This window comes from Marinobacter sp. AN1, assembly GCF_026013985.1.
GTDB classification, from domain to species: Bacteria; Pseudomonadota; Gammaproteobacteria; order Pseudomonadales; family Oleiphilaceae; genus Marinobacter; species Marinobacter segnicrescens.
In genome coordinates this window covers 3,032,489-3,058,442 of sequence record NZ_CP110342.1, presented here as the reverse complement: position 1 = coordinate 3,058,442, position 25,954 = coordinate 3,032,489, and the positions used below count along the sequence as shown (strand labels likewise).

Sequence of the window (25,954 nt, the reverse complement as noted above, 5' to 3'; positions counted from 1 at the left end):
GTTTTTAAGCTTCTCTGCTCCGCAGAAACTTCACAATCCGCTCAGCCGCTTCTACACACTCTTCCAGCGGCGCGACCAGCGCCATGCGTACGCGGTTCTCGCCGGGGTTGTAGCTGTCGACGGTGCGGGACAGATAACGACCTGGCAGCACGTGTACGTTCTGTTCGGCGGAAAGATCACGGGCGAAGGCTTCGTCGCTCATGGGCGTTTGCGGCCACAGATAGAACCCGGCGTCCGGGAAATCCACCTTCATGACCTGCTGCAGGATGGGCACCACCGCTTCGAACTTGGCCCGGTAGGCGGCGCGGTTTTCCTTTACGTGGTCCTCGTCCTGCCACGCGGCGATGCTGGCCAGTTGGTTGTGGATCGGCATGGCGCAGCCGTGGTAGGTGCGATAACGCAGGTATTCTTTCAGGATATTCGCATCGCCGGCCACGAAGCCGGAGCGCAGGCCGGGCAGGTTGCTGCGCTTTGACAGGCTGTGGAACACCACGCAGCGGGCGTAGTCGTCCCGGCCGATGGCGGCGCAGGTCTGCAGCAGTCCTTCCGGCGGGTTGGCTTCGTCCGGGTAGAGCTCGGAGTAGCATTCATCGGAAGCAATGATGAAGTCGTGCCGGTCGGCCAGTTCGATGACCCGAACCAGGGTATCCCGGGGTATCACGGCGCCACTGGGATTGCCTGGCGAGCACAGGAACAGGATCTGGCAGTCTCTCCAGACACTCTCGGGCACAGCGTCAAAATCCGGGATGAAGCCGTTGCTGCCATCGCAGGGCAGGTATACGGGTGTGGCACCGGCCAGCAGGGCGGCGCCCTCGTAGATCTGGTAGAAGGGATTCGGGCTGACCACGGTGGCCGGACGGCTGGCGTCAATCGCTGCCTGCACAAATGAGAAGATGCCTTCCCGGGTGCCGTTAACGGGTACCACGTTGCCATCGGCCCTGAGGGTGCCCGGGTTCAGCTGGAACCGGCGGGTGGCCCAGTCAGCAATGGCCTGGCGCAGTTCCGGCATGCCGCCGGTGGTTGGGTAGTTGGCCAGCCGGTCCAGGTTGTCGGCAATCACCCGTTTGACGAATTCCGGCGAGGGGTGCTTGGGCTCGCCAATGCCCAGGGAAATCGGGGGGGTGTCAGCCGGTGGCACCACATCGGCCTTCAACTTGGCCAGTTTCTCAAACGGGTAGGGGTGTAGTCGGGACAGGTTGGAGTTCATCGCTATCGTTGCGAGAAATCCCCACGTTGGGTGAGGGGATAGCGTGTCGGTGCTAACCGACTCTGTTCTCGCGGCCTCCTTTAGATTGATTTCTATTTTACAGTTTTATGGCTATTGTGTAAGCCATGAAGAAGCGTGCCTACAAATACCGATTCTACCCAACGTCCGCGCAAGAACAGCTTCTTGCTCGGACGTTCGGGTGTGTACGTTTCGTCTACAATGCGGTGCTTCGCTATCGCACTGATGCTTTCTATGAGCGCCAGGAAACAATTGGTTATATTCAAGCCAATGCCCAACTGACGGCCTTGAAGAAAGACCCGGAATTGGCCTATCTGAGTAGGGTTAGCTCGGTGCCGTTGCAGCAATGTCTCCGGCATCAGCAAACCGCGTTCAAAAACTTCTTTGAGGGTCGGGCTCGTTACCCCCGGTTCAAGAGCAAGCGGCACAGCCAGTCGGCGGAGTTCACCCGTTCGGCATTCAAGTACCGGGATGGGCAGTTGTACCTGGCCAAGTCCAAAGAGCCGCTGGCGGTTCGCTGGAGTCGGGACCTGCCCTGCGAACCCACAACGATCACGGTTTCCAAAGACAGTGCCGGACGCTATTTCGTGTCCTGCCTGTGCGAGTTTGATCCAAGGACGTTGCCGGTCACTCCGAGAATGACCGGCATAGACCTGGGCCTGAAAGACCTGTTCGTGACCAGCGATGGATACCGAGTCGGCAATCCCCGCCATACGGCGAAATACGCGACCAAACTGGCGAAGGCGCAACGGCGCCTGAGCCGGAAAAAGCTTGGCTCCCGGAATCGGGCCAAAGCTCGGATGAAGGTGGCGCGTATTCACGCCAAGCTCTCTGATTGTCGGATGGACAATTTGCACAAATTGTCCCGCAAGATCGTCAACGAGAACCAAGTGATCTGCGTCGAATCCCTCAATGTCAAGAGCATGCTGCGCAACCGGGCCCTGGCCAAATCCATCAGCGATGCCGGCTGGGGCGAGTTCGTCCGCCAACTGGAATACAAAGCTGACTGGGCCGGTCGCCAGGTGGTGGCGATTGGCCAGTGGTACCCGTCCAGCAAACGCTGTTCGGGATGCGGCTTTGTGATGGACTCCATGCCTCTGAACATCCGGCACTGGACGTGCCCGAAATGCTCAGCCAAACATGATCGCGACCTGAACGCCGCGATTAACATTAAAGCCGCCGGGCTGGCGGTGTTAGCCCTTGGAGAGAATGTAAGTGGCATGGAGTCAGCCTCCTTGTCCGGTTCTCTGTGAATTGGGAATCCTCTTCCTTCAGAAGGGCGAGCAGTCAATGAATGTTATCCAGCATGATACGCAGGTCTTCTTGTAGGGCCTGGCAGACTTCCGGGTCGCGGATTGGCCAGCCATGCTCATCAGTGACAAAGAAAGCATCTTCTACCCGTTCGCCGAGGGTGGCGATCTTGGCGTTAGTTAGCCGCACCCGGTGATCCAGCAGGACCTGCCCAACCCGGGCCAGCAGCCCAGGGCGGTCGGGGGTGATCACTTCGATAACCGTGCGCTGATTATAGGTATCATTAGAAAGTGTGATCTCGGTAGGAAACGAAAAATGCTTCAGCCGCCGGGGCGTGCGCCGTTGAATGATTTCCGGGTAGTTGTCAGGGTCAGCCAGTTCTTCCTCAAGCCGTTGGCGTACGCGCTCCTTGCGGGCAGGATCCTTGCCAAGGGGTTGATCTTGGTCATCCAAAACCACGTAAGAGCTGATGGACCAGGGCCCCTTGCTGGCCACGCTGATGCGGGCGTCCACGATATTGAGGTTGAGCTGTTCCAGTATGGCGGTGGTCGCCGCGAACAGGGCTACCCGGTCCTTCACGTAGATGACGATGTGGGAATAGCCGTCAGTGGGGCCGCCCCGGGTGTCACGGATCAGCACCAGCGGCTTGGGGTCGTCACCATGCCGGATAATGGCGGCCGTCTGCCAGGCGATGTCCACCGTGGAGTCCTGCAGGAAGTATTCCTCGTCCAGGGTGTCCCAGATGCGGTCAATCTGTTCGTCGGTAACGCCCTGGGCATTGAGGATGCCCCGGGCTTCCGCCTGGGTGGCACGCACCCACTCTTCCCGGTTGAAGGGCGTCTCGGTGCCCCGGCGCAGGGCCCGCTTGGTTTCCACGTACAACTGGCGCAGCAGGGAGGCCCGCCAGGTATTCCACAGTTTGGGATTCGTCGCGCTGATGTCGCAAACCGTCAGCACGTACAGATAGTCCAGGTGGACCTGGCTGGGCACCGCCCGGGCAAATTCGTTGATGATGTCCGGGTCGGAGATGTCCTTGCGCTGGGCGGTCATGGACATGAGCAGGTGGTTCTCCACCAGCCAGGCGATGAGCTGGGTGTCCCGCTCGCTCAGGTGGTGGCGCTGGCAGAAGGCTTCCGCGTCCTCTGCGCCCAGCTCGGAATGGTCGCCACCACGGCCCTTGGCCACGTCGTGGTAAAGGCCGGCCAGGTAGAGCAGTTCCGGTTTTGGCAGCTGGTGCACCAGTCGCGAAGCCAGGGGAAACTCGGTGCGGCTTTCCGGGTGGTTCATCCGCACCATGTTGCGGATCACCCTCAGGGTGTGGGTATCCACCGTGTAGATGTGGAACAGGTCGTACTGCATCTGGCCGATGATCTGGCCGAATTCCGGCAGGTAGCGCCCCAGCACGTTGTACTTCTTCATGTGGGCCAGGGTTTCGTCCAGGGGATGGGGTGTCTTGACCAGTTCCATGAACAGGGAGGTCACCGCCAGGTCGTTTCGGAACTGGTCATCAATCAGGTGCCGGTGCGCCCGCAGGGCACGAATGGTGGACGCCCGTATACCCTTGATGGAGGGGTGCTGGGCCATCAACAGGAAGATTTCCATGATGGCGTAGGGGGCGTAGGCAAACACCTGGGTATTGATGGCTTCGATGTACTGGTCGCGGATGCGGAAGCGGCGGTTCAGGGGCTGGATCTTCGCTTCCTGGTCCTGCTGCAAGATGGCCTCGTCGTAGTACTGCAGGATAACGTCGGTCAGCTCGGACAGGGCCAGTACGGTGCGGTAATAGACCTGCATCATCTGCTCGACGCCCAGCTTGCGGCCCTTGTCCCGGTAACCCAGCATATCCGCCAGGGCCCGCTGGTGGTCGAACAGCAGCCGGTTCTCGTTGCGGTCGGCAATCAGCTGCAGGCCGTATCGCAGGCGCCACAGAAAGGTCTCGCCCTTGAGCAAAATGTCGTGCTCTTCCTGGGTGAGGATACTGAACCGGGTCAGGTCGGCGATGCTGTCCAGGCCAAAATGGCGTTTGGTGATCCAGCCGATGTTCTGGATGTCCCGCAGGCCGCCGGGCGCGCCCTTGAGGTTCGGCTCCAGGTTGTAGTCGGTGTTGCTGTACTTGCGGTGGCGGGCCAGTTGCTCTTCCCGCTTGGCGATAAAGTAGCTGCGATCGCTACAGACTTCATCGGAGTAAACCATGCGGGTGAGTTCGGTGCGCAACTCTTCCGGACCCGCAATCATGCGGGTTTCCAGCAGGTTGGTGAGCACCGTGACGTCGTCACGGGCGGCCTGGCGGGATTCGTCGAGGCTGCGCACACTGTGGCCGATGTCCAGCTTGAGGTCCCACAGCAGGGTGACGAAGGCGCCCAGGTCATCGTGCCAGCTCTCCGCAATGCCATCGCGGGTCAGGATCAGCAGATCGATGTCTGAATGGGGGTGCAACTCCCCGCGGCCATAGCCGCCCACTGCCAGCAGGGCAATGTCCGGGGAGCTGGCAAAGTCATAACGGTTCCAGATGGTTCTCAGTACCCGGTCGACCGTATCGGCTCGGGACTTCACCAGGTCGCGGACATCGGCGCCATTGCGGAACGCCTGGGCGTCGGCCTCGTAGGCATCCCGTAACAGCTCCCGGGCGGCCCGCACGGGTGACGGGTCGTTAGCGATCTGGTAGGTGAGAACCGTGGTGTCCACTCAGAAAGACTCTTCCTTGCGCTTGGTGAGCACTTCGTGGCCATCCGCGGTGACCAGGATGGTGTGCTCCCACTGCGCGGAAAGTTTGTGGTCCTTGGTGACGGCGGTCCAGCCATCCCCCAGCACCTTGGTGTGGTACTTGCCCTGGTTGATCATGGGCTCAATGGTAAAGGTCATGCCTTCTTTCAATTCCATTCCGGTGCCGGGCTTGCCGTAATGCATCACCTGGGGCTCTTCGTGGAAGACCTTGCCAATGCCGTGGCCACAGAAGTCCTGCACCACGGAATAGCGGTGCTTCTCCGCGTGTTCCTGGATCACATGACCAATGTCCCCCAGGCGGGTGCCAGGTTTGACCAGCTCGATACCCTTATATAGGCACTCCTGGGTAATTCGGATCAGTCGCTCGGTGCCCGGCTTGGGGTTGCCGACGACCCACATCTTGCTGGTGTCACCGTGGTAACCATCTTTGATCACCGTGACATCAATATTGATGATGTCGCCGTCCTTGAGCACCTTCTTCTCTGTCGGGATGCCGTGGCAGACCACATGGTTGACAGAGGTGCAGATGGACTTGGGGAATCCCTTGTAGTTCAGGGGCGCCGGAATGGCCTGCTGCTCGTTGACGATATAGTCATGGGCAACACGGTCGAGTTCCTCAGTGGTAACGCCGGGCTTGACGTGCTCGTCGAGCATTTCCAGCACCTCGGCCGCCAGGCGACCGGCCACACGCATCTTCTCGATTTCGTCCGGTGTCTTGATGGATACAGTCATTGGAATTCCTGCTGAATGAATGGGGTCGCCTGGTGGGGCCGCACTGGTTTATCGGGTACCGGCATGGCACCTGCTGCGGCCTCTGCCGTCATGGGCAGGCGGGGCGAAGTCCCTATTTTAAGGGGCTGCCTCCACAGGTACAAGGAAGCACGAAAGACTGGCCTCAACGGGCCGGTTTATGGTATAAACGCGCCGCCGAAATGCGAACCCGGGCCTGGCCCGGAGCCGCCGGCAAAATCACACACGCGTCAGCACGTTGTTCCAGGGTGCCTGTTTTATGGCTGAAAGCCGCTCAGGTTGGAGCAATCGGACGTGTGGAGGACTAACCCGAAGCTAAAAGGTAACTATCATGGCTCAGGTAAATATGCGTGACCTGCTCAAGGCAGGTGCTCACTTCGGTCACCAGACTCGCTACTGGAACCCGAAAATGTCGAAGTTCATCTTCGGCGCCCGCAACAAGATTCATATCATCAACCTGGAACAGACTGTTCCTGCCATGAACGATGCGCTGCAGTTCATTGAGCAGCTGGCAGGTAACAAGAACAAGATCCTGTTCGTCGGCACCAAGCGCGCCGCCGCCAAGATCATCAAGGAAGAAGCCGAGCGTTCCGGTCAGCCGTTCGTCAACCATCGCTGGCTCGGTGGCATGCTGACCAACTACAAGACCATCCGTCAGTCTATTCGTCGCTACCGTGACCTGGAAACCCAGAGCCAGGACGGTACCTTCGACAAGCTGACCAAGAAAGAAGCCCTGGACCGCACCCGTGAAATGGAGCGCCTGGAGCGTTCTATCGGTGGTATCAAGGATATGGGTGGCCTGCCGGACGCCATGTTCGTTATTGACGTGGACCACGAGCGTATCGCCATCAAGGAAGCCAACAAGCTGGGCATTCCCGTTATCGGCGTTGTCGACACCAACAGTGATCCGGACGGCGTTGACTATGTGATTCCGGGCAACGATGACGCCATCCGCGCCATCCAGATCTACGTGAAGGCCGTCGCCGACACCTGCATCGAAGCTGCCCAGGCTGGCGGCGCTGCTGACGAGTTTGTTGAAGTCAGCGAAGAGCCTGCAGCCGGCGAAGCCCCCGCAGCCGAGTAACGCTGCTGGTCATACGGCTATCACGTTGACCCGATTGAATGGGGGGCGAGGGTAACCGCCTCCCTTTCGCTGGATTCAACCGCCGGGCCCAACCAGGGTCCGGCTGGTTCTAACTGTTAAGAGGATTGAACATGGCTGCTATTACCGCTGCAATGGTCAAAGAGCTCCGCGAGCGCACCGGCCTTGGCATGATGGAATGCAAGAAGGCACTGGTGGAAGCTGAGGGCAGTGTTGAAGCTGCAATTGAAGAGCTGCGCAAGTCGTCCGGTCTGAAGGCCGCCAAGAAAGCCGGCCGTACCGCCGCTGAAGGCGTGTCCCTGGTAAAGATCTCTGACGACAACACCGTCGCCTTTATCCTGGAAGTGAACTCCGAGACTGACTTCGTGGCCCGTGACGACAACTTCGTCAACTTCGCCAACGATGTGCTGGATGTTGCTTTCGAGCGTGGCGAAACTGACGTCGCCAAGCTGATGGAAGGTGACCTGGAAGCCAAGCGTGAAGCGCTGGTCCAGAAGATCGGTGAGAACATTACCGTTCGCCGTATTGTAAAGGTAGAAGGCCCTGTGGTCGGTGGTTACGTGCACAACACCAACAAGATTGCCGCTGTCGTGGCAATGACTGCTGGTGACCCGGAAATTGCCCGTGATGTCGCCATGCATGCTGCTGCCGTTAACCCCCGTGTAGGCAAGCCGGAAGACATGCCTGCCGAGGAAGTCGAAAAAGAGAAGGACATCATCAAGGCCCAGCCGGATATGGAAGGCAAGCCTGCCGAGATCGTCGAGAAGATGATGGGCGGCCGTATCAAGAAGTTCCTCAAGGAGAACAGCCTTGTAGAACAGCCTTTCGTGAAGAACCCGGACCAGACCGTTGGCGAACTGCTGAAAGCCAACGGCGCTGAGCTGGTCGGCTTCGTTCGCCTGGAAGTGGGCGAGGGCATCGAAAAGGAAGAAGTGGACTTCGCTGCCGAGGTGGCTGCCGCCGCCGGTACCGGCAAGGCCTGAGTCTGCTGACCCCCGGGGCGGTGTTCATCGCTCCGACGGGGTCTCCGGTTTTTGCCGGAGCCCCCTCAGTCTGCCACGCCAGTGCGGGTTCGCCCGGGCTGCCGTGGCGGGCTTGTATCTGAGATGCCCCTTTTGCCAGGGCATGAGGAGCATGTCAGATACAGGTCCATAGCACCCAGAAACTCCAGCGACGAGGGGAACAGCATGCCAGCATCATCCAAAACCCAGCCCAGATACAAGCGCGTTCTGCTCAAGCTCAGTGGCGAGGCCCTGATGGGTGAGCACGAGTTTGGTATTGATCCCAAGGTCCTCGACCGGATGGCACTGGAAATTGGTGCCCTGATCGGTATCGGTGTCCAGGTGGGGCTGGTGATTGGTGGTGGTAACCTGTTCCGGGGCGCTGCCCTGAACGCCGCCGGGATGGATCGCGTGACCGGTGACCACATGGGCATGCTGGCGACCGTCATGAACGGGCTGGCCATGCGGGACGCCCTCGAGCGCTCGAACATCCGCACCCGGGTCATGTCCGCCATTCCCATGAGTGGTATCGTGGAACACTACGACCGTCGCCGGGCCGTGCGTGACCTCAAGGACGGCGATGTGGTGATCTTCTGTGCTGGTACGGGAAATCCGTTCTTCACCACGGATTCCGCGGCCTGTCTCCGGGGTATCGAGATTGAGGCGGATGCGGTGCTCAAGGCCACCAAGGTGGATGGCGTTTACTCCGCGGATCCCATGACAGATCCTTCAGCGGTGAAATACGACCGCCTGACCTATGATGAGGTTCTGGACAAGAAACTGGGTGTGATGGACCTGACTGCCATCTGCCTGGCACGGGACCACGGCATGCCGCTGCGGGTATTCAATATGACCGCGCCGGGTGTGCTGACCCGCATTGTGACCGGTGAGCCGGAAGGGACGCTCGTCGAATAGGCGCCCCACCCAGCCACCGGGTGGAACGGGCGAGCTAGCCTCCCGGCCAGACGAATTCATGCTCCATGCCTGACTGGCGTGGGCAGAGACAAACAGACAAGCGAGGACGCGCAAAGTGATTGACGATATCAAAGCCGATGCCGAAAAGCGCATGAAGAAGAGCCTGGAGGCCCTTTCATCCGCCTTCAACAAGATCCGTACAGGTCGTGCCCACCCTGCGATCCTGGACAGTGTGCACGTTAACTATTACGGCCAGGATACACCGTTGAAACAGGTGGCCAGCGTTAACGTCGAAGATAACCGCACCCTGACCGTATCACCCTGGGAGAAGAACCTGATTCCCACCATCGAGAAGGCCATCATGTCCTCCGACCTGGGCCTGAACCCCGCTACCAGTGGCGACATCATCCGCGTGCCCATGCCCATGCTGACGGAAGAGACCCGGCGGGAGATGGTCAAGCAGGCCAAGCACGACGCGGAAAATGCCCGGGTAGGTATCCGTAATGCCCGTCGTGACGCCAATAACGACCTGAAAGAGCTGGAAAAGGAAAAGGAAATCACCGAAGACGACCAGCGTCGCGGTGAAGACCTGATCCAGAAGCTGACTGACCAGTACATTGCCGAGGTCGACAAGGCGCTCAAGGCGAAGGAAGATGACCTGATGGCGGTATAACCGCCAGAAGTAATGCCCGATCGGTACCAGGGGACTGCATGACGGATTCAGTAACAGCGGAAATACCGGTAGAAGCCGGCAAGGTTCCGCGTCACGTCGCCATTATCATGGATGGCAATAACCGCTGGGCCAAGGCCCGGCGGCTCAACGGAGTGGCTGGCCACAAGGCGGGCGTGAATTCGGTGCGGTCGGTGGTTGAGACCTGCGCCCGGGAAGGGGTGGAGGTGCTCACCCTGTTCGCCTTCTCCAGCGAGAACTGGCGACGGCCGGAGGACGAAGTGTCCGCCCTTATGCGCCTGTTCCTGTTTGCGCTGGAACGGGAAGTTAAAAAGCTTCACCGCAACAACATCCGCCTGCGTATTATCGGTGATCGCAGCGCTTTCACCCCCTTGCTGCAGGAGCACATGGCGAGGGCGGAAGAGCTGACCCGGGATAATACCCTGATGACCCTGGTGATTGCCGCCAATTACGGAGGCCACTGGGACATCACCCAGGCGACCCGTCAGGTCGCGGCCAGGGTGGCAGCCGGTGAACTGACGCCGTCGGACATTACTGACGACCTCATCCAGCAGTACCTGTCCATTGGTGATCTGCCCATGCCGGACCTGATGATCCGCACGGCAGGGGAGCAGCGCATCAGCAACTTCCTGTTGTGGCATCTGGCCTATACCGAGTTCTACTTCTCCGAGGTGTTCTGGCCGGATTTTCGCAGCGACGAGATGCGCAAGGCCCTGGAGGCCTACGCCCGGCGCAAGCGCCGGTTTGGCCAGACTGACGACCAGGTGGACCAGCGTCTGGCTGCCCAGCAATAATTGCTCAGTAACAAGGCGTTGCGGGCTGCTCCCGACGGGTTCGCTGGCCAGGCTCCGGTGGCTATCGGGGCTGGCCTGCGCCAGAGAACAAGAAACAGACTGAGCCAAGGACAAGAGCGAATAGCGACGTGCTCAAGACCCGAATTCTGACCGCGCTGATCCTGGCGCCCATTGCCGTCATCGGCATCTTCTTCCTGCCGCCGCTGGGCTTTGCCGTATTTACCGGCGTGGCGATCACCCTGGGTGCCTGGGAGTGGGCCAATATGGCCGGCTATACCAGTGGTCCGGCCCGCGCAGGCTATGGTGCCCTGGTGGCCCTTATCCTGGTTGCCGTCTATAACCTGCCGACCCTGCCACTGCTGTGGCTTGGCCTGGCCTGGTGGCTGGTGGCCCTGCAGATGGTACGCCTGTATCCGCGGGCCAGCGCCCTTTGGAGCAACCCGGTGGTCAGGGGTCTGATGGGCCTTCTGGTGCTGGTGCCGGCCTGGGTCGGCCTCAATCACCTTCGCAACGGCACGCTGCTGTTTGGCGAGCTGGACAGCGGCCTGCTGGCGATTCTCTATGTCTTCCTGGTGGTCTGGGTGGCTGATATTGGTGCGTATTTCTCCGGCAAGGCATTTGGCAAGGCCAAGCTGGCACCCCGTGTCAGCCCGGGCAAGTCCTGGGCCGGGGTCTGGGGTGGCCTGGTGGCGGTGGCCCTGCTGGCCATTGCGGCGGGGCTTGTAGCAGGCGCCCAGACGGCCGATATCCTGTTGCTGCTGGTGGCCAGCGTTGTGGTGGCGGCGGTTTCCGTTGTAGGGGATCTGCTCGAAAGCATGCTGAAGCGTTTTCGCGGCATCAAGGACAGCAGCCAGCTTCTGCCCGGCCACGGCGGTATTATGGACCGGATTGACAGCCTGACCGCCGCCATTCCCCTTTTCGCCCTGATCATTACCCTGGTGGGCTGGTTATCCGCAGGAGCTACGCTGTGACGATCCAGGCTGCCAAGCGTCACCTGACCCTGCTGGGGGCGACCGGATCCATCGGGCTCAGTACCCTGGACGTGGTACGCCGTCATTCGGATCGATTCTCTGTGTATGCGCTCACGGCGTCCACCAACGTGGACGACATGGCCGCCCTGTGTCGTGAGTTCCGGCCTGCGGTCGCGGTGATGGCGGATGCTGCAGCGGCGGAACAGCTGGAACGGGCCCTGGCGGACCTTTCCGATACCCGGGTGCTGGCCGGTGAAGCCGGGCTGGTGGAGGTCTCTGAGGCGACAGAAGCCGATACCGTGGTAGCCGCCATTGTCGGTGCCGCAGGACTGGCTCCCACGCTGGCCGCGGTCAAGGCCGGCAAGCGGGTGTTGCTGGCCAACAAGGAAGCCCTGGTGATGTCCGGACAGTTGTTCATGGACGCCGTGGCGCAGTCCGGCGCCCTTCTGCTGCCCATTGATTCCGAACATAATGCCATCTTTCAGTGCCTGCCGGCGGAGCGGGTGCGGGACCTGCCCGGTGCAGGGGTGCGGCGCATCCTGCTGACCGCCTCTGGCGGGCCTTTCCGTAACCATACGCAGGACATGCTCCGTGAGGTGACCCCTGCCCAGGCCTGCAAGCACCCCAACTGGTCCATGGGCCAGAAAATCTCGGTGGATTCCGCCACCCTGATGAACAAGGGGCTGGAGCTCATCGAGGCGTGCTGGCTGTTCAACACCGGCCGGACCAGATCGAAGTCCATGTGCACCCTGAGAGCATCATCCACTCCATGGTGGAATATGTGGACGGCTCTGTGCTGGCCCAGCTGGGCAGCCCGGACATGCGCACCCCCATTGCCAATGGCCTGGCGTGGCCGGAGCGGGTGGATGCCGGGGTGGCGCCGCTGGACCTGTTCGCCCTGGGGCGTTTTCATTTCGAGCGCCCGGACGTGGAGCGCTTCCCCTGCCTGCGCCTGGCGGCGGAAGCCTTCGAGGCGGGCGGCACGGCACCGGCGGTGCTCAATGCTGCCAATGAGGAGGCAGTGGCGGCCTTCCTCTCCGGGGAGCTTTGCTTTGCCGATATCCCGGTTATCATAGAGCATACCCTTGCCAGGGTGCCCACCCGGGCCGCGGATGATTTCGGTGCCATCATGGCGGCGGACCAGGCTGGCCGGGTCGAGGCTCGCGCTGAAATCGAACGCCGGACCAGACGCACCCTGGCGCCCTGACGTTGTAACGGCCGGAGGCCACCCTGACACCATGTTGGACATTCTGCAGACAGTACTGGCGCTGATCGTCACACTCGGCATCCTGGTGACCATCCATGAGTTCGGCCACTTCTGGGTGGCCCGCAAGTGTGGTGTGCGGGTGCTGCGTTTTTCGGTGGGCTTTGGCAATCCCATCTGGTCCCGCTATGACCGCCATGGCACCGAGTTTGCGATTGCGGCCATCCCACTTGGTGGCTACGTCAAGATGCTGGACGAGCGGGAAGGCCCGGTGCCGGACGACCAGCGTCATGAGGCATTTACCTCAAAGCCACCAGGGCAGCGTATCGCCATTGCCGCCGCGGGTCCTGCCGCCAACTTTATCTTTGCCATTGCCGCCTACTGGCTGCTCAGCGTGGTGGGCTTCACCACGGTCGCGCCGGTGACCGGCGAGATTGCCGAAGGCTCCATTGCAGACCGCATGGGGCTCCGGTCCGGCATGGAGATTCACCAGGTGGATGGCCGAAACGTGACCTCCTGGCGGGACATCAATATGCGCCTGCTGGAGCGGGCAGGCGAACAGGACGAAGTCAGCTTCACCATCAGCGACGGTCAGGGCGAGCGTACACTGACCACCACGCTGAACGGCTGGCAGCTGCCGGACGATAACCCCGATCCTCTTGGCCAGTTTGGCCTGAGTCCGCTGCGTCCGGATGTACCGGCGCAAATCGGGCAGGTTGTCAGCGGCGGACGTGCAGAGGCAGCGGGACTACAGGAAGGCGACCGGGTGCTCGCAGCCAATGGCGAGCCGGTAGCAGACTGGTTTGCACTGGTGGAAGTGATCCAGCAGTCACCCGAACAATCCCTGGAGCTGCGGGTCCGGCGTGGTGATGACACCCTGACCCTGCAGGTTACCCCCGCTGTTCGAGAGGTGGAGGGTGTCGAGCAGGGCTATGTGGGTGCCGGTGTGGCCCAGGTCAGCTGGCCGGATAACATGCTGCGGGAGGTTCGTTACGGGCCACTGGCGGCGATTCCCAACGCATTTTCGGAAACCTGGTCCGATACCCGGTTGACCCTGGTGGCGATACAAAAGATGATTACCGGCCTGCTGTCGCCAACCAATCTCAGTGGGCCGATCACCATTGCCCGGGTAGCAGAGGCCAGCGTCAGCTCCGGGTTTGAGGACTTTGTCCGTTTCCTGGCCTATCTGAGTGTCAGTCTGGGCATTCTCAACCTGCTGCCCATACCGGTGTTGGACGGCGGGCACATAGTTTATTACACCATCGAGGCCATCCGCCGGCGCCCGCTCTCCGAGCAGGTACAGGCACTGGGATTGCGGATCGGTATGGCCATGATTCTGACTTTAATGGTGTTTGCTCTTTACAACGACCTGATGCGGTTGTGAGAATTGCGAGCTCCTTACGCGCATAAACAGGCGATCTGACTGAATGAGACGTTCTTTACTGGGTGCAGCGATTGGTCTTGCCCTTGCCGGTATGGCCAGCCAGCCGGCCACGGCACAGGAATTTACGGTGGCGGATATCGAAGTCGAAGGCCTGCAGCGGGTTTCGGCCGGTAACGTGTTTTCGGCGTTTCCTGTCGATATTGGCGAATCCCTCAGCGAACAGGAGCTGGCCGAGGCCATTCGCACCCTGTTCAAGACTGGTCTTTTCACCGACATCGAAGCCTACCGTGACAACGGCACCCTGATCCTGGAGGTCCAGGAGCGGCCTGCCATTGCCTCCATTGATATCGAGGGCAACAAGAACATCGAAACCGATGTGCTGATGGATGCGCTCTCCGGTGCCGGCATGCAGGAAGGGCAGGTGTTCCGCCGGGCCACCCTGGAGCGACTTGAACTGGAGATTTTGCGCTCCTACGTCGGGCAGGGCCGTTACAATGCGCGGGTGAAGGCCAACGCAGAGGAGCTGCCCCGTAACCGGGTTGCTATTCGCCTGGATATTAACGAAGGCGACGTCGCCGCCATCCGCCATATCAACATCGTGGGGAACGATGCCTTCTCTGACGAAGAATTGCTGGACCTGTTTGAACTGCGCACCAGCAGCTGGTGGAACTCCCTTACCAGCAAGGACAAGTATGCCCGCGAACGCCTGAGCGGTGACCTGGAATCCCTGCGCTCCCATTACCTTGATCAGGGCTACCTGGACTTCAATATCGAGTCCAGCCAGGTGTCCATTTCGCCGGACAAGCAGGATGTCTTTGTGGCGGTCTCTGTGAATGAAGGCCGTCAGTACACGATTTCTGATATTCAGTTGCGTGGTGAGCTGATTGTCGGTGAGGAAGAACTGCGTGAGCTGATCGAGCTGGAGCCGGGGGATGTGCTCTCCCGCTCAGAGCTGACTGCCACTTCCGAGCGTCTGTCCCGCCGGCTTGGGCGTGAGGGCTACACCTTTGCCAACGTCAACGCCATTCCCGAGTCAGACTCGGAAGACACCGCGGCTGTGACCTTCTATGTGGAGCCGGGCAAGCGTACCTATGTGCGTCGTATCAACTTCACCGGCAACGTAACCACTAAGGACGAGGTCCTGCGCCAGGAAATGACCCAGATGGAAGGCGGGGTGGCCTCCACCGACCGCATCGAGTTCTCCAAGGACCAGCTGGAGCGCCTCGGGTATTTTCGTTCCGTTTCTGTAGATACCATACCGGTGCCCGGCTCGGACGACCTGGTGGATGTTAACTACAGCGTCGAAGAGCAGCCTACCGGCAGTCTGTCTGCCTCTATCGGTTTCTCCCAGGTTTCCGGGGTCATCCTGGGGGCGAATATTTCCGAGAACAACTTTTTCGGCACCGGCAAGCGGGTGTCCATCGGCGCCAACGTGAGCGATTCCATCAAGAGCGCCAACTTCTCCTACGAAGATCCCTACTACACCGTGGACGGCGTCAGCCGGGGCTTCAGCCTGTTCGCCCGGGAGACGGACTTTGAGGAGCAGGACATTTCCTCCTACCTGCTCGACGAATACGGCGGTCGCCTGACCTTCGGTTATCCCATCGACCGCTTCACCCGCCTGAATTTCGGGGTGGGCTATACCCTGTCGAAGATCAAGCCCGGTGATTACACCGCAGACGAGGTGCTGCGCTTTATCGAGGAAGAAGGCAACGACTTCAACAACTACTTCCTCACTGGTTCGTGGCGCCGCAGCACCCTTAACCGGGGCATGCTGCCTACGGATGGTTACAGCCATACGCTGTCGGCCGATGTGGCAGTGCCGGGCAGTGACCTGACCTTCTATAAGCTGCGTTATCGGGGAGACAGCTTCTGGCCGCTGAATGAGCAGGAAACCTGGGCTATCCGTGCCCGTGGCGAACTGGGTTACGGTGATGGTTACGGCGACCGCTCCCAGATGCCGTTCTATGAGCACTTCTATGCTGGCGGTTATGGCTCGGTAAGGGGCTTCGAGGCCAACTCCCTGGGTAACCGTGTCGATACCAACAAGACCTGGACCGACGATGATGACCCGTTTGGCGGTAACGTCCTCACGGAGGGCAGCCTGGAGCTGATCGTACCGACCCCGTTTGCCGGCGACACCCGCAGCATGCGCACGGCATTCTTCCTGGACGCCGGCCAGGTGTTTGACACGGCCCGCGGCTTTGACCCGGAGTTTGGTGAAATCCGCGCCTCGGTAGGTGTCGGCTTCCAGTGGATTACCGTAGTTGGCCCGCTGGCGTTCAGCCTGGCGAAGCCAATTACCGACAAGAGCGGTGATGAGACCCAGATATTCCAGTTCTCGCTGGGACAGAGTTTCTGACGACCGCATGCCATGGGGCGATCGCGGTCACAGCAATGGGGTGGCTTTTCAGGCAAAAAGAGCCTGGAAACCGCATGGCAGGACAGGAGGCAACACAATGGCTGGATTCAGGAAATTCGTAAAGCGTGCGCCGGGCGTGCGAGTGTTTGTGGCTGCCGTGGCGCTGGTCATGGCTATGCCAGCCCTGGCGGAAACCCGTATCGGCGTGGTTGACCTGCGCCAGGCGTTGTTTTCGTCTGACGATGCGCGGGCGTTCAGTGATCAGCTGGAGCAGGAGTTCTCCGGTACGGAGGCCCAGGTTCGTGAGGCCCAGCAGGAGGCCCGCCGGCTGCAGGAACGCCTGCAGAAAGACGGTGCCATGATGAACGAAAGCGAGCGCCAGCAGCTGACGGCCGAGTTCCAGCAAAAGGCAGAGGCGTTCACTCGCCAGAAGCAGCAGCTGGATCAGACGCTGAATAGCCGTAAGCAGGCGTTCCTGGACCAGGCGCGTCCGGAAGTCGATGCCGCCGTGAAAGCGCTGATGGAAGAACACGACCTGGATATCATCCTGCCTTCTGAGGCAGTGGTTTCGGTCAAGCCGGAACTGAACCTGACCGAACAACTGCTGGAAAAGCTGAATCAGTAATATGCCTGCCAGGACCATCACGCTCGGGGAGATTGCCAGTGCACTGGGTGCCGAACTCAGGGGTGACCCGCACCTGGTCATTACCGGGTTGGCGACACTGGAGGCGGCGCAGCCGGATCAGCTGAGCTTTCTGGCCAACCCCTCCTACGGTCGTCACCTGGAACGCACCCGGGCAGGGGCGGTACTGGTTTCCCCGGCCATGGCCGACAAGGTACCGACCAATGTCCTGGTACTGGACGATCCCTACCTTGGGTATGCTCGCATCAGCCACGAGTTTGATACGTCACCGGCGCCGGTGGTCGGGGTGCACCCACGGCGATTATCGATGAGTCGGTGACGGTCCCTGCCAGTGCCAGCATTGGTCCCTACGTGGTCATCGAGGCAGGCGTCAGGCTGGGTGATGGCGTGGTCGTTGGTGCTCACTCCATTATTGGCGCCGGTTGTGTCATCGGTGACCAGAGTATACTGCGTCCGCGGGTTACCCTGGCCCACGGCGTCACCATGGGCAAGCGTTGCCATATCCTCAGCGGGGCCGTGATCGGTTCTGACGGGTTTGGCTTTGCCGTTCACAAGGGTGCCTGGCACCGCATCGCCCAGATAGGCGGCGTGACCCTGGGGGACGACGTGGAAGTGGGCGCTAACACCGCCATTGACCGGGGTGCCCTGGACGATACCCGCCTGGGCAACGGCGTCAAGCTCGACAACCTGGTGCAGATCGCCCACAACGTCCAGATTGGCGATCACAGCGCCATGGCGGGCAAGGTCGGCATTGCCGGCAGTACCCGCATCGGCAGCCACTGCATGTTTGGTGGCGCTGCCGGAATCAGTGGCCACCTGACCATTGCCGATGGCGTACAGGTAACGGGCATGTCGCTGGTTACCGGAGATATCCGTGAGCCGGGGGTGTACTCCTCCGGTACTGGTCATATGACCAATCGCGAATGGCGCAAGAACGCTGCTCGCTTCAGACAGCTGGACGCCATGGCGCGCCGGTTGAAGGAACTGGAAAAGAAAATTGAGGGCTGAGGCCAATACCCGATGATGCAAATTGACGAAATAATGAACTTTCTGCCACACCGATACCCCTTCCTGTTGGTGGATCGCGTGGTGGAAGTGGAAGCCGGTAAATCGATAGTCGGCTACAAGAATGTGACTTTCAATGAGCCGTTCTTTACCGGCCATTTTCCGGGCAAGCCCATTATGCCCGGCGTGTTGATCATCGAAGCCATGGCCCAGGTATCGGGTATCCTCGGCTATGTTACCGCGGGCCGCTCTGCCGCGGATGGTTCTATCCACCTGCTGGCGGGGTCCAACAAGGCCCGTTTCAAGCGTCCGGTCGTGCCGGGAGACCAGCTTCGCCTGGAGTCTACCCTGTTGTCCAACAAGCATGGCATCTGGAAATTTGACTGTCGCGCGCTGGTGGATGGCGAGGTAGTCTGTGTTGCAGAAGTCATGTCGGCCGAGAGAGACGCTTGATGACTGAAAAGCACTGGAATGGTGTCCATCCCCAGGCAATCGTTGATCCTTCCGCCAAACTGGCTGACGGGGTCAGTGTGGGGCCGTGGAGTTACATCGGACCGGGGGTCGAGATCGGTGAAGGCACCGAGGTGCATTCCCATGTGGTGATCAAGGGCCCGACCGTGATCGGTCGCAACAACCGCATATTCCAGTTTGCCAGTGTGGGCGAGGACTGCCAGGACAAGAAGTACGCCGGCGAACCGACTACCCTGGTCATTGGCGACAATAACGTTATCCGTGAGAGCTGCACCATCCATCGTGGTACGGTGCAGGACCGGGGCGAAACCCGTATCGGCAGTGATAACCTGTTGATGGCCTATGTTCACGTGGCCCATGACTGCGTGATTGGTGACAACACCATCCTGGCCAACTGTGCGACCCTGGCTGGCCATGTAACCATTGGCGACTGGGCGATCCTCGGTGGTGGCACATGGTGCACCAGTTCTGCCATATCGGCCCCCACAGCATGAGTGGCGGGGGCAGCATCGTCCTCAAAGATATCCCCGCCTATGTGATGGCCAGTGGCCAGTCGGCCAGCCCCCATGGCATCAACACCGAAGGGTTGCGTCGTCGTGGCTTCAGCAAGGAGGTGCTGGCCGAGCTGCGCCGGGCCTACAAGATGATCTACCGTCAGGGCCTCACCACAGCCCAGGCACTTGAGGAGCTGGAGAAGGCGTGGCCCTCCCTGCCCGAAATGCAGCCTCTGATGGAGTCCCTGCGCATCGCCGACCGGGGCATCGTCCGCTAGGTCGTCCGGTGACTTCCGCCGACGTTTCCATTACTGAGCAGCCTTCGTCGGTGCCCGGGGTTATTCACCGGTCACCGGTCACCATTGCCATGGTGGCTGGTGAGGCTTCCGGGGATATTCTCGGGTCCGGCCTGATTCGCTCCCTGCGCAAACGCTATCCCAATGCCCGGTTCGTGGGTATCGGTGGCGAGGAAATGATTGCCGAAGGCTTTCATTCCCTGGTTCCCATGGAGCGTCTATCGGTGATGGGACTAGTGGAGGTGCTTGGCCGGCTGCGTGAACTCTTTGCTATCCGTGCCCGCCTGATGAACTACTTGCTGACCACGCCGCCGGACGTGGTCATTGGCATCGACTCACCGGATTTTACCCTGGGTGTGGAAGAGCGCTGCCGCAAGGCGGGCATACCCACCGCCCATTACGTCAGCCCCTCAGTCTGGGCCTGGCGCCAGAAGCGTATTTTTCGTATCGCTCGCTCCGTTGACCTGATGTTGACCTTGCTGCCCTTCGAGGCCCGCTTCTATGAGGAACACCAGGTGCCAGTGGCCTTTGTGGGCCATCCCTTGGCGGAGCGTGTGTCGATGGAAGTGGACACCGCCGGTGCCCGGGACGCCCTCGGGCTCGACCAGGACAAGCCAGTGTTGGCGATACTGCCAGGCAGCCGGGCCGGGGAGGTGGAACGACTGGGCGGCCTTTTCATGGAAACTGCCCGAAAGTTGCAGGCGGTACACCCGGACCTACAGTTGGTGGTGCCCTGCGTAAATCGTGAAAGGGAAGTGCAGGTCAGGGCATTGGCCGATGCCCTGGATGTAAAACTGCCGCTGACAGTGGTCAGGGGCCGATCCAGGGAAGTGATGGCGGCCGCAGACGTCGTTCTGCTGGCTTCCGGAACCGCCACCCTGGAAGCCATGCTGCTGAAAAAGCCCATGGTGGTGGGCTATCGCCTGAGTAATCTCAGTTATGCGTTGGTCTCCCGACTGGTGAAGGTGCCCTGGGTGTCCCTGCCCAACCTGCTCGCGCAGGAGGAACTGGTCCCGGAATTGTTGCAGGATAACGCCACGCCAGAGAAACTGGCTGCAGCCGTACTGGAGCGGCTGGACAATCCAGCGGAGCGGGAGCGGCTGCATGAGGCCTTCACTCGCCTGCACCACATGCTGCGTCGCAACGCTGACGAGCGTGCTGCCGAGGCGGTGTCCGCATTGATCGAAAAGGAAAGACGCTGATGGCCGCTAAAGCTGTACTGCCTCCGTTCGAATGCCAATACCAGGGCTGGAAGCTGGCTGGTGTCGACGAGGTAGGTCGCGGTCCCCTTGCAGGGCCAGTGGTGACTGCAGCCGTCATACTGCACCCGGACCGTCCCATCAAGGGCCTGGCGGATTCCAAGAAACTTACCGAAAAGCGCAGGGAGGCGCTGTACGACGAAATCATTGAAAAGGCTGCTGCCTGGAGCCTCGGCCGCTGCGAAGCCGACGAAATCGACCGCCTTAACATCTACCAGGCTACCCTGCTGGCCATGGAGCGTGCCGTAGCCGGGCTATGCGTGCCGCCGGAATACGTGCTGGTAGACGGCAACCGCTGCCCGAACTGGCACTGGCCATCCGAACCCGTTATCAAGGGCGATGGCCGGGTTGCCGCCATCAGTGCAGCGTCTATCCTGGCAAAGGTTACCCGTGACCGGGAAATGGTCGCTATGGAAGAAATCTATCCTGGCTATGGCCTGGCCGGCCACAAAGGCTATCCCACACCCGTACACCTGGAGGCATTACAGCGCCAGGGCGTCACCCCCATTCATCGCCGCTCATTCCGCCCGGTCCAGGAGGCACTGGAGGCGTTCGGGGTCTGGCAGGGTGAACAGGCTGGTATTGCTGACATCCACGGGGAAGAACTGCATTGGCCGGAGGACCTTTTCGAGAAGGTCTGAAACCACTCCCCGACTGGTGTAAGCTCAGGGTGTCACGGTGTACCTTGGTCAGGAAGCCAGCCCATGTGCGGTCGTTATAACGTCACAGATTCGCCAGAGGTCCAGGAACTGATGGGGCAACTGGGCTTGCCGGGCATTGCGCCGCGCCCCCAGTTGAACGTCCCCCCGGGCGGTATTGGTGAGTTTGTTATGGAAGCTGGTGGAGATCGTTACCTTGAACCGGGTATCTGGTCGCTATTGATCGAGCCCCGGCCGGAGGGGCATGGCTACCGGCCAAATCCGAAGTTCCAAACCTTCAATGCGCGCAGTGACCGACTCACCAGCAGCCCGCTCTGGAAGAAGGTCTATCCCTCCCACCGCTGTATTGTGCCGGTCAGCGCCTTCCATGAATGGCAGGGCAAGCAGGTCTACAACATCCACCCGCAGGGGGAGGCCACCGCCCTGGCCGGGCTATGGCAGTCGTGGCATTTTGGTGAGGAACAGGTGAGCTCTTTCACCGTCATCACCTTGCCGCCACACCCAAGGTTCAGTCACATTCACCCCGCGAGCATACCGTTGATGCTCCGGCCGGAGGATTTTGACCTGTGGCTGGACCCGGACTTTCATCATACCGATGCCTTTGCACACCTGATGAAGACACATATCCCGGCGCCGTTGGTGTGTGAGCCGGTCAGGGGTACCAGGGACCTGAAACCCGTCGCAGAGGGCGAAGTGCTTCCGGCAGATTAGGCATTGAGAAAGAGCCAGAGAATGGCGCTACCCAGTGATTGGGGGGTGAAAGGAGAGAGCAATGACCAGATCCAGGTTGTGGTACGCTTCTTAAACCAGTACTTTGCAACCGTAAATAGATCAGCGCGGCGGACGTCTGTTTCCTGGAACTGAGTCAACGGTCCCGTTCCTCACGAGGAACGGGACCTGCGCTGCAACACCTATAAGTCAATATTCACTTGATGGCTATCGGGTTCACCATCATCTGTACGGCACCCTTAACTTTGGGTTGCCCCAGAACGAACATGAATTCATGCACATTATCTTTGGCTAGTTCAGCCGTATTCATGTTTTCAAGAATATAGACGCCATTCTTGGCCAGCAGGGTCTGATGAACTTCGAATACGCCGGTACCTTCTTCAAAGGGGATGACTTCCAGGCCCCAGTTATCCGCACCGACGGCAACGACGCCCTGGTCAGCCAAATAGTTAGCACCATCGACACCCAGTCCCGGTTGAGCCTTGCCAAACCGTTCATTATCTTCACCGACCAGGCTTAGCCAGCCGGTATGGAACAGCACGACGTCTCCCTCCTGAATCTTCACACCTTGGGCTTCCGCTGCAGCGCGGATTTCTTCGCGGTTGAAACCCTGTCCCTCGGTGAGCATGTCCTGGCCGAAGTGTTTCGTCATGTCCAGAAGCACGCCACGGGTGACGATAGGAGGAATACCTTCTGTGCCCAGCTTTTTCAGGCCATCAACAGCTACGATGTCCTCAGCTGCCAGCCCGTTGTAATGTTTGTGATCGATGCCGATGTGGCCGAAGCCATCGATCTGACTGCCAATGCCCAGCCAGGTATGAAGAATGTCATCCGTGCTGGTCAGCTTGGTTGGCCCGATAGCCTGACCGCCGGCCCTGGGCTCCATCACGGTGATGTCAAAGAAGCGCGTGCCATACGCAGGGAAGTCACGATTTAGCTCAACACCCAGGGAGTAGGCCTTGCCTTCAGTGACCAGGCGTGTCGCTTCCAGGATACGATCTGCGGACAGGTAATTGGCGGCACCAATCGTATCGTCGTCACCCCACTTGGAAGTCTGCCAGTCATCGTTCGCAATCGCGCCCGGCGCGGTTGCGGCGATTAAAGTACCTGAGACGATTGTTGCCAGAAGTGGCTTTATTATTGCTCTCATGGGATCTGCTCCATCATGTGGTTTTTTGTTGGGGAATGCTGGCTGCGTATGATTTGTGTCAGTGATGCAGCACACATCGGCTCATTTCCATTTACTGATGAAATCCACTGCGGCAGCATTGACCTCTTTTGGGTCTGAGGCACTCAAGAAGTGCTGGCCACCCTCAACAACTTTCAGCTGCGCATCCTTCGACCCGGTGAAACGGGCGATGCCGTTTTCGGCGTTGGCAACGGAGTAAACCGAGTCCGCAGTGCCATGAATCCACAGCACCGGACAGGTAACGCTGTTAAGCCGTGCCAACAAGCTGTCCCGGTCGCGCAGGTTGATCGAGCAAATCCGCAGACGCTCACGGCCGGCATCTCCGGAATAGTTCCTGCGGTAGACGTCCAGCCAGAAGGCCCGGTCCTCGTCTGATACCGAGTCGCCCAGGCCGGCGTCGAGCACGCCAATAACGAATTCATCCGGTACCACCCAGTCGTCGGGGACGGATTCAGCCAACGCGTCAATGGCTGGCGTACAGAACTCGGTGCCATCCCAGCAGCCGAGCGCCTGGCTTTGCTGGCTTTCGCGGTCCATGGACGTGCCCAGCGGAATAATGCCCTTGATTCGGTCCGGCGCGAGCATGGCGGTTTGGGTAACAATCCAGCCCCCTTGGGATGTGCCCATTGCGAAGGCCTGGTCAATGCCCAGTGCATCCAGCACCTGCAGGTTGGCGATCGCGCTGTCCCAATAGGTGAACTGGCGGTAGGTGGGGTGGGTTTTGCCGTGGCCGTATGGCTCGATGGCCAGGAGGTTGGCCACCTTCAAAAGTTCCTCGTCAGCGAATTGTGGCCTGAACAACTCAGCCGAGGTGGTAAACGAGTTATTCAGGATCAGTGTCGGGAGCGATGGATCGTAGGGCTTGCCAAAGCGGTAACCCACAGTGGAGCCACCGAGGTGGGGGATATCGACGGTTTGGGTGGTGTCAGTCATTGACCAATCCTTTTGTTATTAATATCAGAAAGGAAATATCGAGACATTTGTTACAGCTGGGCGTGGGAGTAAATGCCCAATTCAGTCAAAGCTACAATGGGCTGGAAGTCAAACCCGGGCGGGTGGCAGCCGGTTATTGCGCCGGGGTGCCGAGTGGGAGTTCTTCTGATTGTACTGAAGAAGGGCCGTCCCCGGCGATCACATCCGGGGACGGCTGAGCAGTGTTACTCCTGCCGACGGTAGGGATCCTGGTTATAGGCCTTTACCTCGGCGCGGGCGACCACATTATGGTGGACCTCGTCCGGTCCGTCTGCCAGTCTCAGGGTGCGCTGCTTGGTATACATGTCGGGCAGCTCTGACCACTGGCTGACGCCGGTGGCGCCGTGGATCTGGATTGCTTCGTCGATAATCTTGCAGACTTTCTCTGGCACCATGGCCTTGACCATGGAGACCCAGACGCGAGCTTCCTTGTTGCCAAGCACATCCATCGCTTTGGCGGCCTTGAGGACCATCATGCGCATGGCTTCAATTTCGATCCGCGCGCGGGAAATGGTTTCCATGTTCTTGCCCAGATCCAGGATCGGGCGACCGAAGGCTTCTCGGCTCTGACCGCGTTCGATCATCAGGTCCAGTGCTTTCTCGGCGGCGCCGATGGAGCGCATGCAATGGTGGATGCGACCCGGGCCCAGCCGCAGCTGTGAAATCTCGAAGCCGCGGCCTTCACCCCACAGTATGTTCTCTTTCGGCACTCGCACATTCTCGAGTGTGATGTGCATGTGGCCGTGGGGGGCGTCGTCGTGGCCGAACACGTGCATCGGGCCGACCACAGTCAGGCCCGGCGCATCCATGGGTACCAGGATCTGGGACTGTTGACGCCAGGCCTCGGCATCCGGGCTTGTCTTGACCATGCAGATCATGATCTTGCAGCGGGGATCGCCGGCGCCGGAAATGTAGTATTTTTCGCCGTTGATGACCCACTCGTCGCCTTCCAGTACCGCGCTGGTTTCAATATTGCGAGCGTCTGAAGAAGCCACATGGGGCTCGGTCATACCGAAGCAGGAGCGGATCTTGCCTTCCAGCAATGGCTTAAGCCACTGCTCTTTCTGCTCGGGGGTACCAACCCGTTCCAGTACTTCCATGTTGCCGGTGTCCGGCGCGGAGCAGTTGAGGGTCTCCGAGGCCAGGGGGTTCTTGCCCAGCTCCACCGCCAGGTAGGCATAGTCGAGGTTGGACAGACCTTCACCGGTTTCGGCGTTGGGCAGGAAGAAGTTCCACAACCCGGCTTCCTTGGCTTTCTGCTTCGCGCCCTCAAGCAGCTCGAGCTGGCCGGGAGCGTAGCTGAACCGGTCTGCGCGGCCTTGGCCCAGGCGCTCGAAGTCTTCCAGAATGGGGTCGACATTGTCACGGATATGTTGCTTGACGGCCTCAAGCAGTGGCCGGGATTTTTCCGACATGGTGAGGTCGTTCATTTCTGCTGGCGTGGTAGTGATGTCCACGGGGCTTCTCCTTGTTGTAGTGAGCTTTCCAGACTCGGGGTTGAGGGTGCTTTCCGACAGTTTACGGATTGCCTTCTGTTATTCTTCGTCCAGGTTCTGGCAGAGCCGATGCAGACTCTTGTGGTCCACAATATCAATCAGGCGGGACATAGGTCAGCTAACGCTAAAGGGCAGACCGGGAAGTGTCAATAATAAAACGAGCGGTCGCTCTATTGCTATTGCTCGGTGGTGCGCCCGGGAATGAGTGAAACTCTTTGCACTGGCTTTCCAGTCGTACCAGCCTCAGGGTAGGTGGTCCTGATAGCACAGCGGCACTTTTTTCATCGTCTGCCATGGGATGCGCCCAGGAATCACACCAACGAGAAACAAAAAAGGCAGACCAGTAACTCACTGATCTGCCTTTCTT

At 59.9% G+C, this 25,954-nt stretch carries 20 protein-coding genes and 3 pseudogenes; 17 read left to right on the top strand and 6 right to left on the bottom strand.

Annotated features, from left to right (window positions below):
- Nucleotides 1-4 precede the first annotated feature (4 nt).
- Nucleotides 5-1,207, bottom strand: a complete 1,203-nt coding sequence (gene dapC, locus LJ360_RS13995; RefSeq protein ID WP_264994337.1) for a succinyldiaminopimelate transaminase — start codon at nt 1,205-1,207, stop codon at nt 5-7.
- A 125-nt stretch (nt 1,208-1,332) separates the two neighbouring features.
- Here dapC and LJ360_RS13990 point away from each other — a divergent pair, with 125 nt between their 5' ends.
- Nucleotides 1,333-2,478 carry an RNA-guided endonuclease InsQ/TnpB family protein gene (locus LJ360_RS13990; RefSeq protein WP_264994336.1) on the top strand — a complete coding sequence of 382 codons (1,146 nt, stop codon included), beginning with the start codon at nt 1,333-1,335 and terminating at the stop codon, nt 2,476-2,478.
- A 34-nt stretch (nt 2,479-2,512) separates the two neighbouring features.
- Here LJ360_RS13990 and LJ360_RS13985 read toward each other — a convergent pair whose 3' ends face one another.
- Both LJ360_RS13985 and map read right to left on the bottom strand, forming a co-directional pair.
- Complete coding sequence (locus tag LJ360_RS13985) at nt 2,513-5,161, bottom strand: [protein-PII] uridylyltransferase (RefSeq protein ID WP_264994335.1); 2,649 nt, start codon at nt 5,159-5,161, stop codon at nt 2,513-2,515.
- Entirely contained in the window at nt 5,162-5,932 is a 771-nt protein-coding gene (gene map / locus LJ360_RS13980; protein WP_264994334.1) for a type I methionyl aminopeptidase, read from the bottom strand.
- A gap of 349 nt (nt 5,933-6,281) precedes the next feature.
- On the opposite strand from map, the gene rpsB reads away from it, so the two are divergent.
- The 16 genes and pseudogenes from rpsB (at nt 6,282) to LJ360_RS13900 (ending at nt 21,912) form a co-directional block, all read left to right on the top strand.
- Nucleotides 6,282-7,034: a 30S ribosomal protein S2 gene (gene rpsB / locus LJ360_RS13975; protein WP_091854150.1), complete on the top strand. Its 753-nt coding sequence runs from the start codon at nt 6,282-6,284 to the stop codon at nt 7,032-7,034.
- A 131-nt stretch (nt 7,035-7,165) separates the two neighbouring features.
- Nucleotides 7,166-8,035 carry a translation elongation factor Ts gene (tsf, locus tag LJ360_RS13970; RefSeq protein WP_091854148.1) on the top strand — a complete coding sequence of 290 codons (870 nt, stop codon included), beginning with the start codon at nt 7,166-7,168 and terminating at the stop codon, nt 8,033-8,035.
- A 204-nt stretch (nt 8,036-8,239) separates the two neighbouring features.
- Complete coding sequence (gene pyrH / locus LJ360_RS13965; RefSeq protein WP_091854146.1) at nt 8,240-8,968, top strand: UMP kinase; 729 nt, start codon at nt 8,240-8,242, stop codon at nt 8,966-8,968.
- Nucleotides 8,969-9,083: 115 nt separating this feature from the next.
- The gene (frr, locus tag LJ360_RS13960; protein WP_264994333.1) at nt 9,084-9,641 is read left to right on the top strand and encodes a ribosome recycling factor; all 558 of its coding nucleotides are present in this window, start codon (nt 9,084-9,086) and stop codon (nt 9,639-9,641) included.
- A 38-nt stretch (nt 9,642-9,679) separates the two neighbouring features.
- Complete coding sequence (gene uppS / locus LJ360_RS13955) at nt 9,680-10,453, top strand: polyprenyl diphosphate synthase (protein WP_264994332.1); 774 nt, start codon at nt 9,680-9,682, stop codon at nt 10,451-10,453.
- 128 nt (nt 10,454-10,581) lie between these two features.
- A complete protein-coding gene (locus tag LJ360_RS13950; RefSeq protein WP_264994331.1) occupies nt 10,582-11,424 on the top strand; it encodes a phosphatidate cytidylyltransferase in 843 nt (280 codons plus the stop codon).
- 2 nt (nt 11,425-11,426) lie between these two features.
- Nucleotides 11,427-12,631 (top strand): annotated as a pseudogene (ispC, locus tag LJ360_RS13945) (1-deoxy-D-xylulose-5-phosphate reductoisomerase).
- Between the two features lie 34 nt (nt 12,632-12,665).
- The gene (rseP, locus tag LJ360_RS13940; protein ID WP_264996048.1) at nt 12,666-14,012 is read left to right on the top strand and encodes an RIP metalloprotease RseP; all 1,347 of its coding nucleotides are present in this window, start codon (nt 12,666-12,668) and stop codon (nt 14,010-14,012) included.
- A 43-nt stretch (nt 14,013-14,055) separates the two neighbouring features.
- A complete protein-coding gene (gene bamA, locus LJ360_RS13935) occupies nt 14,056-16,374 on the top strand; it encodes an outer membrane protein assembly factor BamA (RefSeq protein WP_091854136.1) in 2,319 nt (772 codons plus the stop codon).
- 169 nt (nt 16,375-16,543) lie between these two features.
- Nucleotides 16,544-16,999, top strand: coding sequence for an OmpH family outer membrane protein (locus LJ360_RS13930; protein ID WP_413774431.1), 456 nt, complete (start codon nt 16,544-16,546; stop codon nt 16,997-16,999).
- Nucleotide 17,000: 1 nt separating this feature from the next.
- A pseudogene (gene lpxD, locus LJ360_RS13925) lies at nt 17,001-18,025 on the top strand (UDP-3-O-(3-hydroxymyristoyl)glucosamine N-acyltransferase).
- Between the two features lie 12 nt (nt 18,026-18,037).
- The gene (gene fabZ / locus LJ360_RS13920; protein WP_264994329.1) at nt 18,038-18,475 is read left to right on the top strand and encodes a 3-hydroxyacyl-ACP dehydratase FabZ; all 438 of its coding nucleotides are present in this window, start codon (nt 18,038-18,040) and stop codon (nt 18,473-18,475) included.
- A pseudogene (gene lpxA / locus LJ360_RS13915) lies at nt 18,475-19,265 on the top strand (acyl-ACP--UDP-N-acetylglucosamine O-acyltransferase). The gene fabZ and the pseudogene lpxA overlap by 1 nt, the downstream one beginning before the upstream one ends.
- A gap of 89 nt (nt 19,266-19,354) precedes the next feature.
- A complete protein-coding gene (gene lpxB, locus LJ360_RS13910; RefSeq protein WP_091854171.1) occupies nt 19,355-20,485 on the top strand; it encodes a lipid-A-disaccharide synthase in 1,131 nt (376 codons plus the stop codon).
- Complete coding sequence (gene rnhB, locus LJ360_RS13905; RefSeq protein WP_264994328.1) at nt 20,485-21,183, top strand: ribonuclease HII; 699 nt, start codon at nt 20,485-20,487, stop codon at nt 21,181-21,183. Before lpxB ends, rnhB begins: the two co-directional genes overlap by 1 nt.
- 63 nt (nt 21,184-21,246) lie before the next feature.
- The gene (locus tag LJ360_RS13900) at nt 21,247-21,912 is read left to right on the top strand and encodes an SOS response-associated peptidase (RefSeq protein WP_264994327.1); all 666 of its coding nucleotides are present in this window, start codon (nt 21,247-21,249) and stop codon (nt 21,910-21,912) included.
- A 214-nt stretch (nt 21,913-22,126) separates the two neighbouring features.
- Here the strand turns inward: LJ360_RS13900 and LJ360_RS13895 are convergent, their stop codons facing one another.
- The 3 genes from LJ360_RS13895 to LJ360_RS13885 form a co-directional block, all read right to left on the bottom strand.
- Entirely contained in the window at nt 22,127-23,080 is a 954-nt protein-coding gene (locus tag LJ360_RS13895) for a cyclase family protein (protein ID WP_264994326.1), read from the bottom strand.
- Between the two features lie 81 nt (nt 23,081-23,161).
- Complete coding sequence (locus tag LJ360_RS13890; protein ID WP_264994325.1) at nt 23,162-24,052, bottom strand: alpha/beta fold hydrolase; 891 nt, start codon at nt 24,050-24,052, stop codon at nt 23,162-23,164.
- 224 nt (nt 24,053-24,276) lie between these two features.
- A complete protein-coding gene (locus LJ360_RS13885) occupies nt 24,277-25,521 on the bottom strand; it encodes an acyl-CoA dehydrogenase family protein (protein WP_413774430.1) in 1,245 nt (414 codons plus the stop codon).
- Between the last annotated feature and the right edge of the window lie 433 nt (nt 25,522-25,954).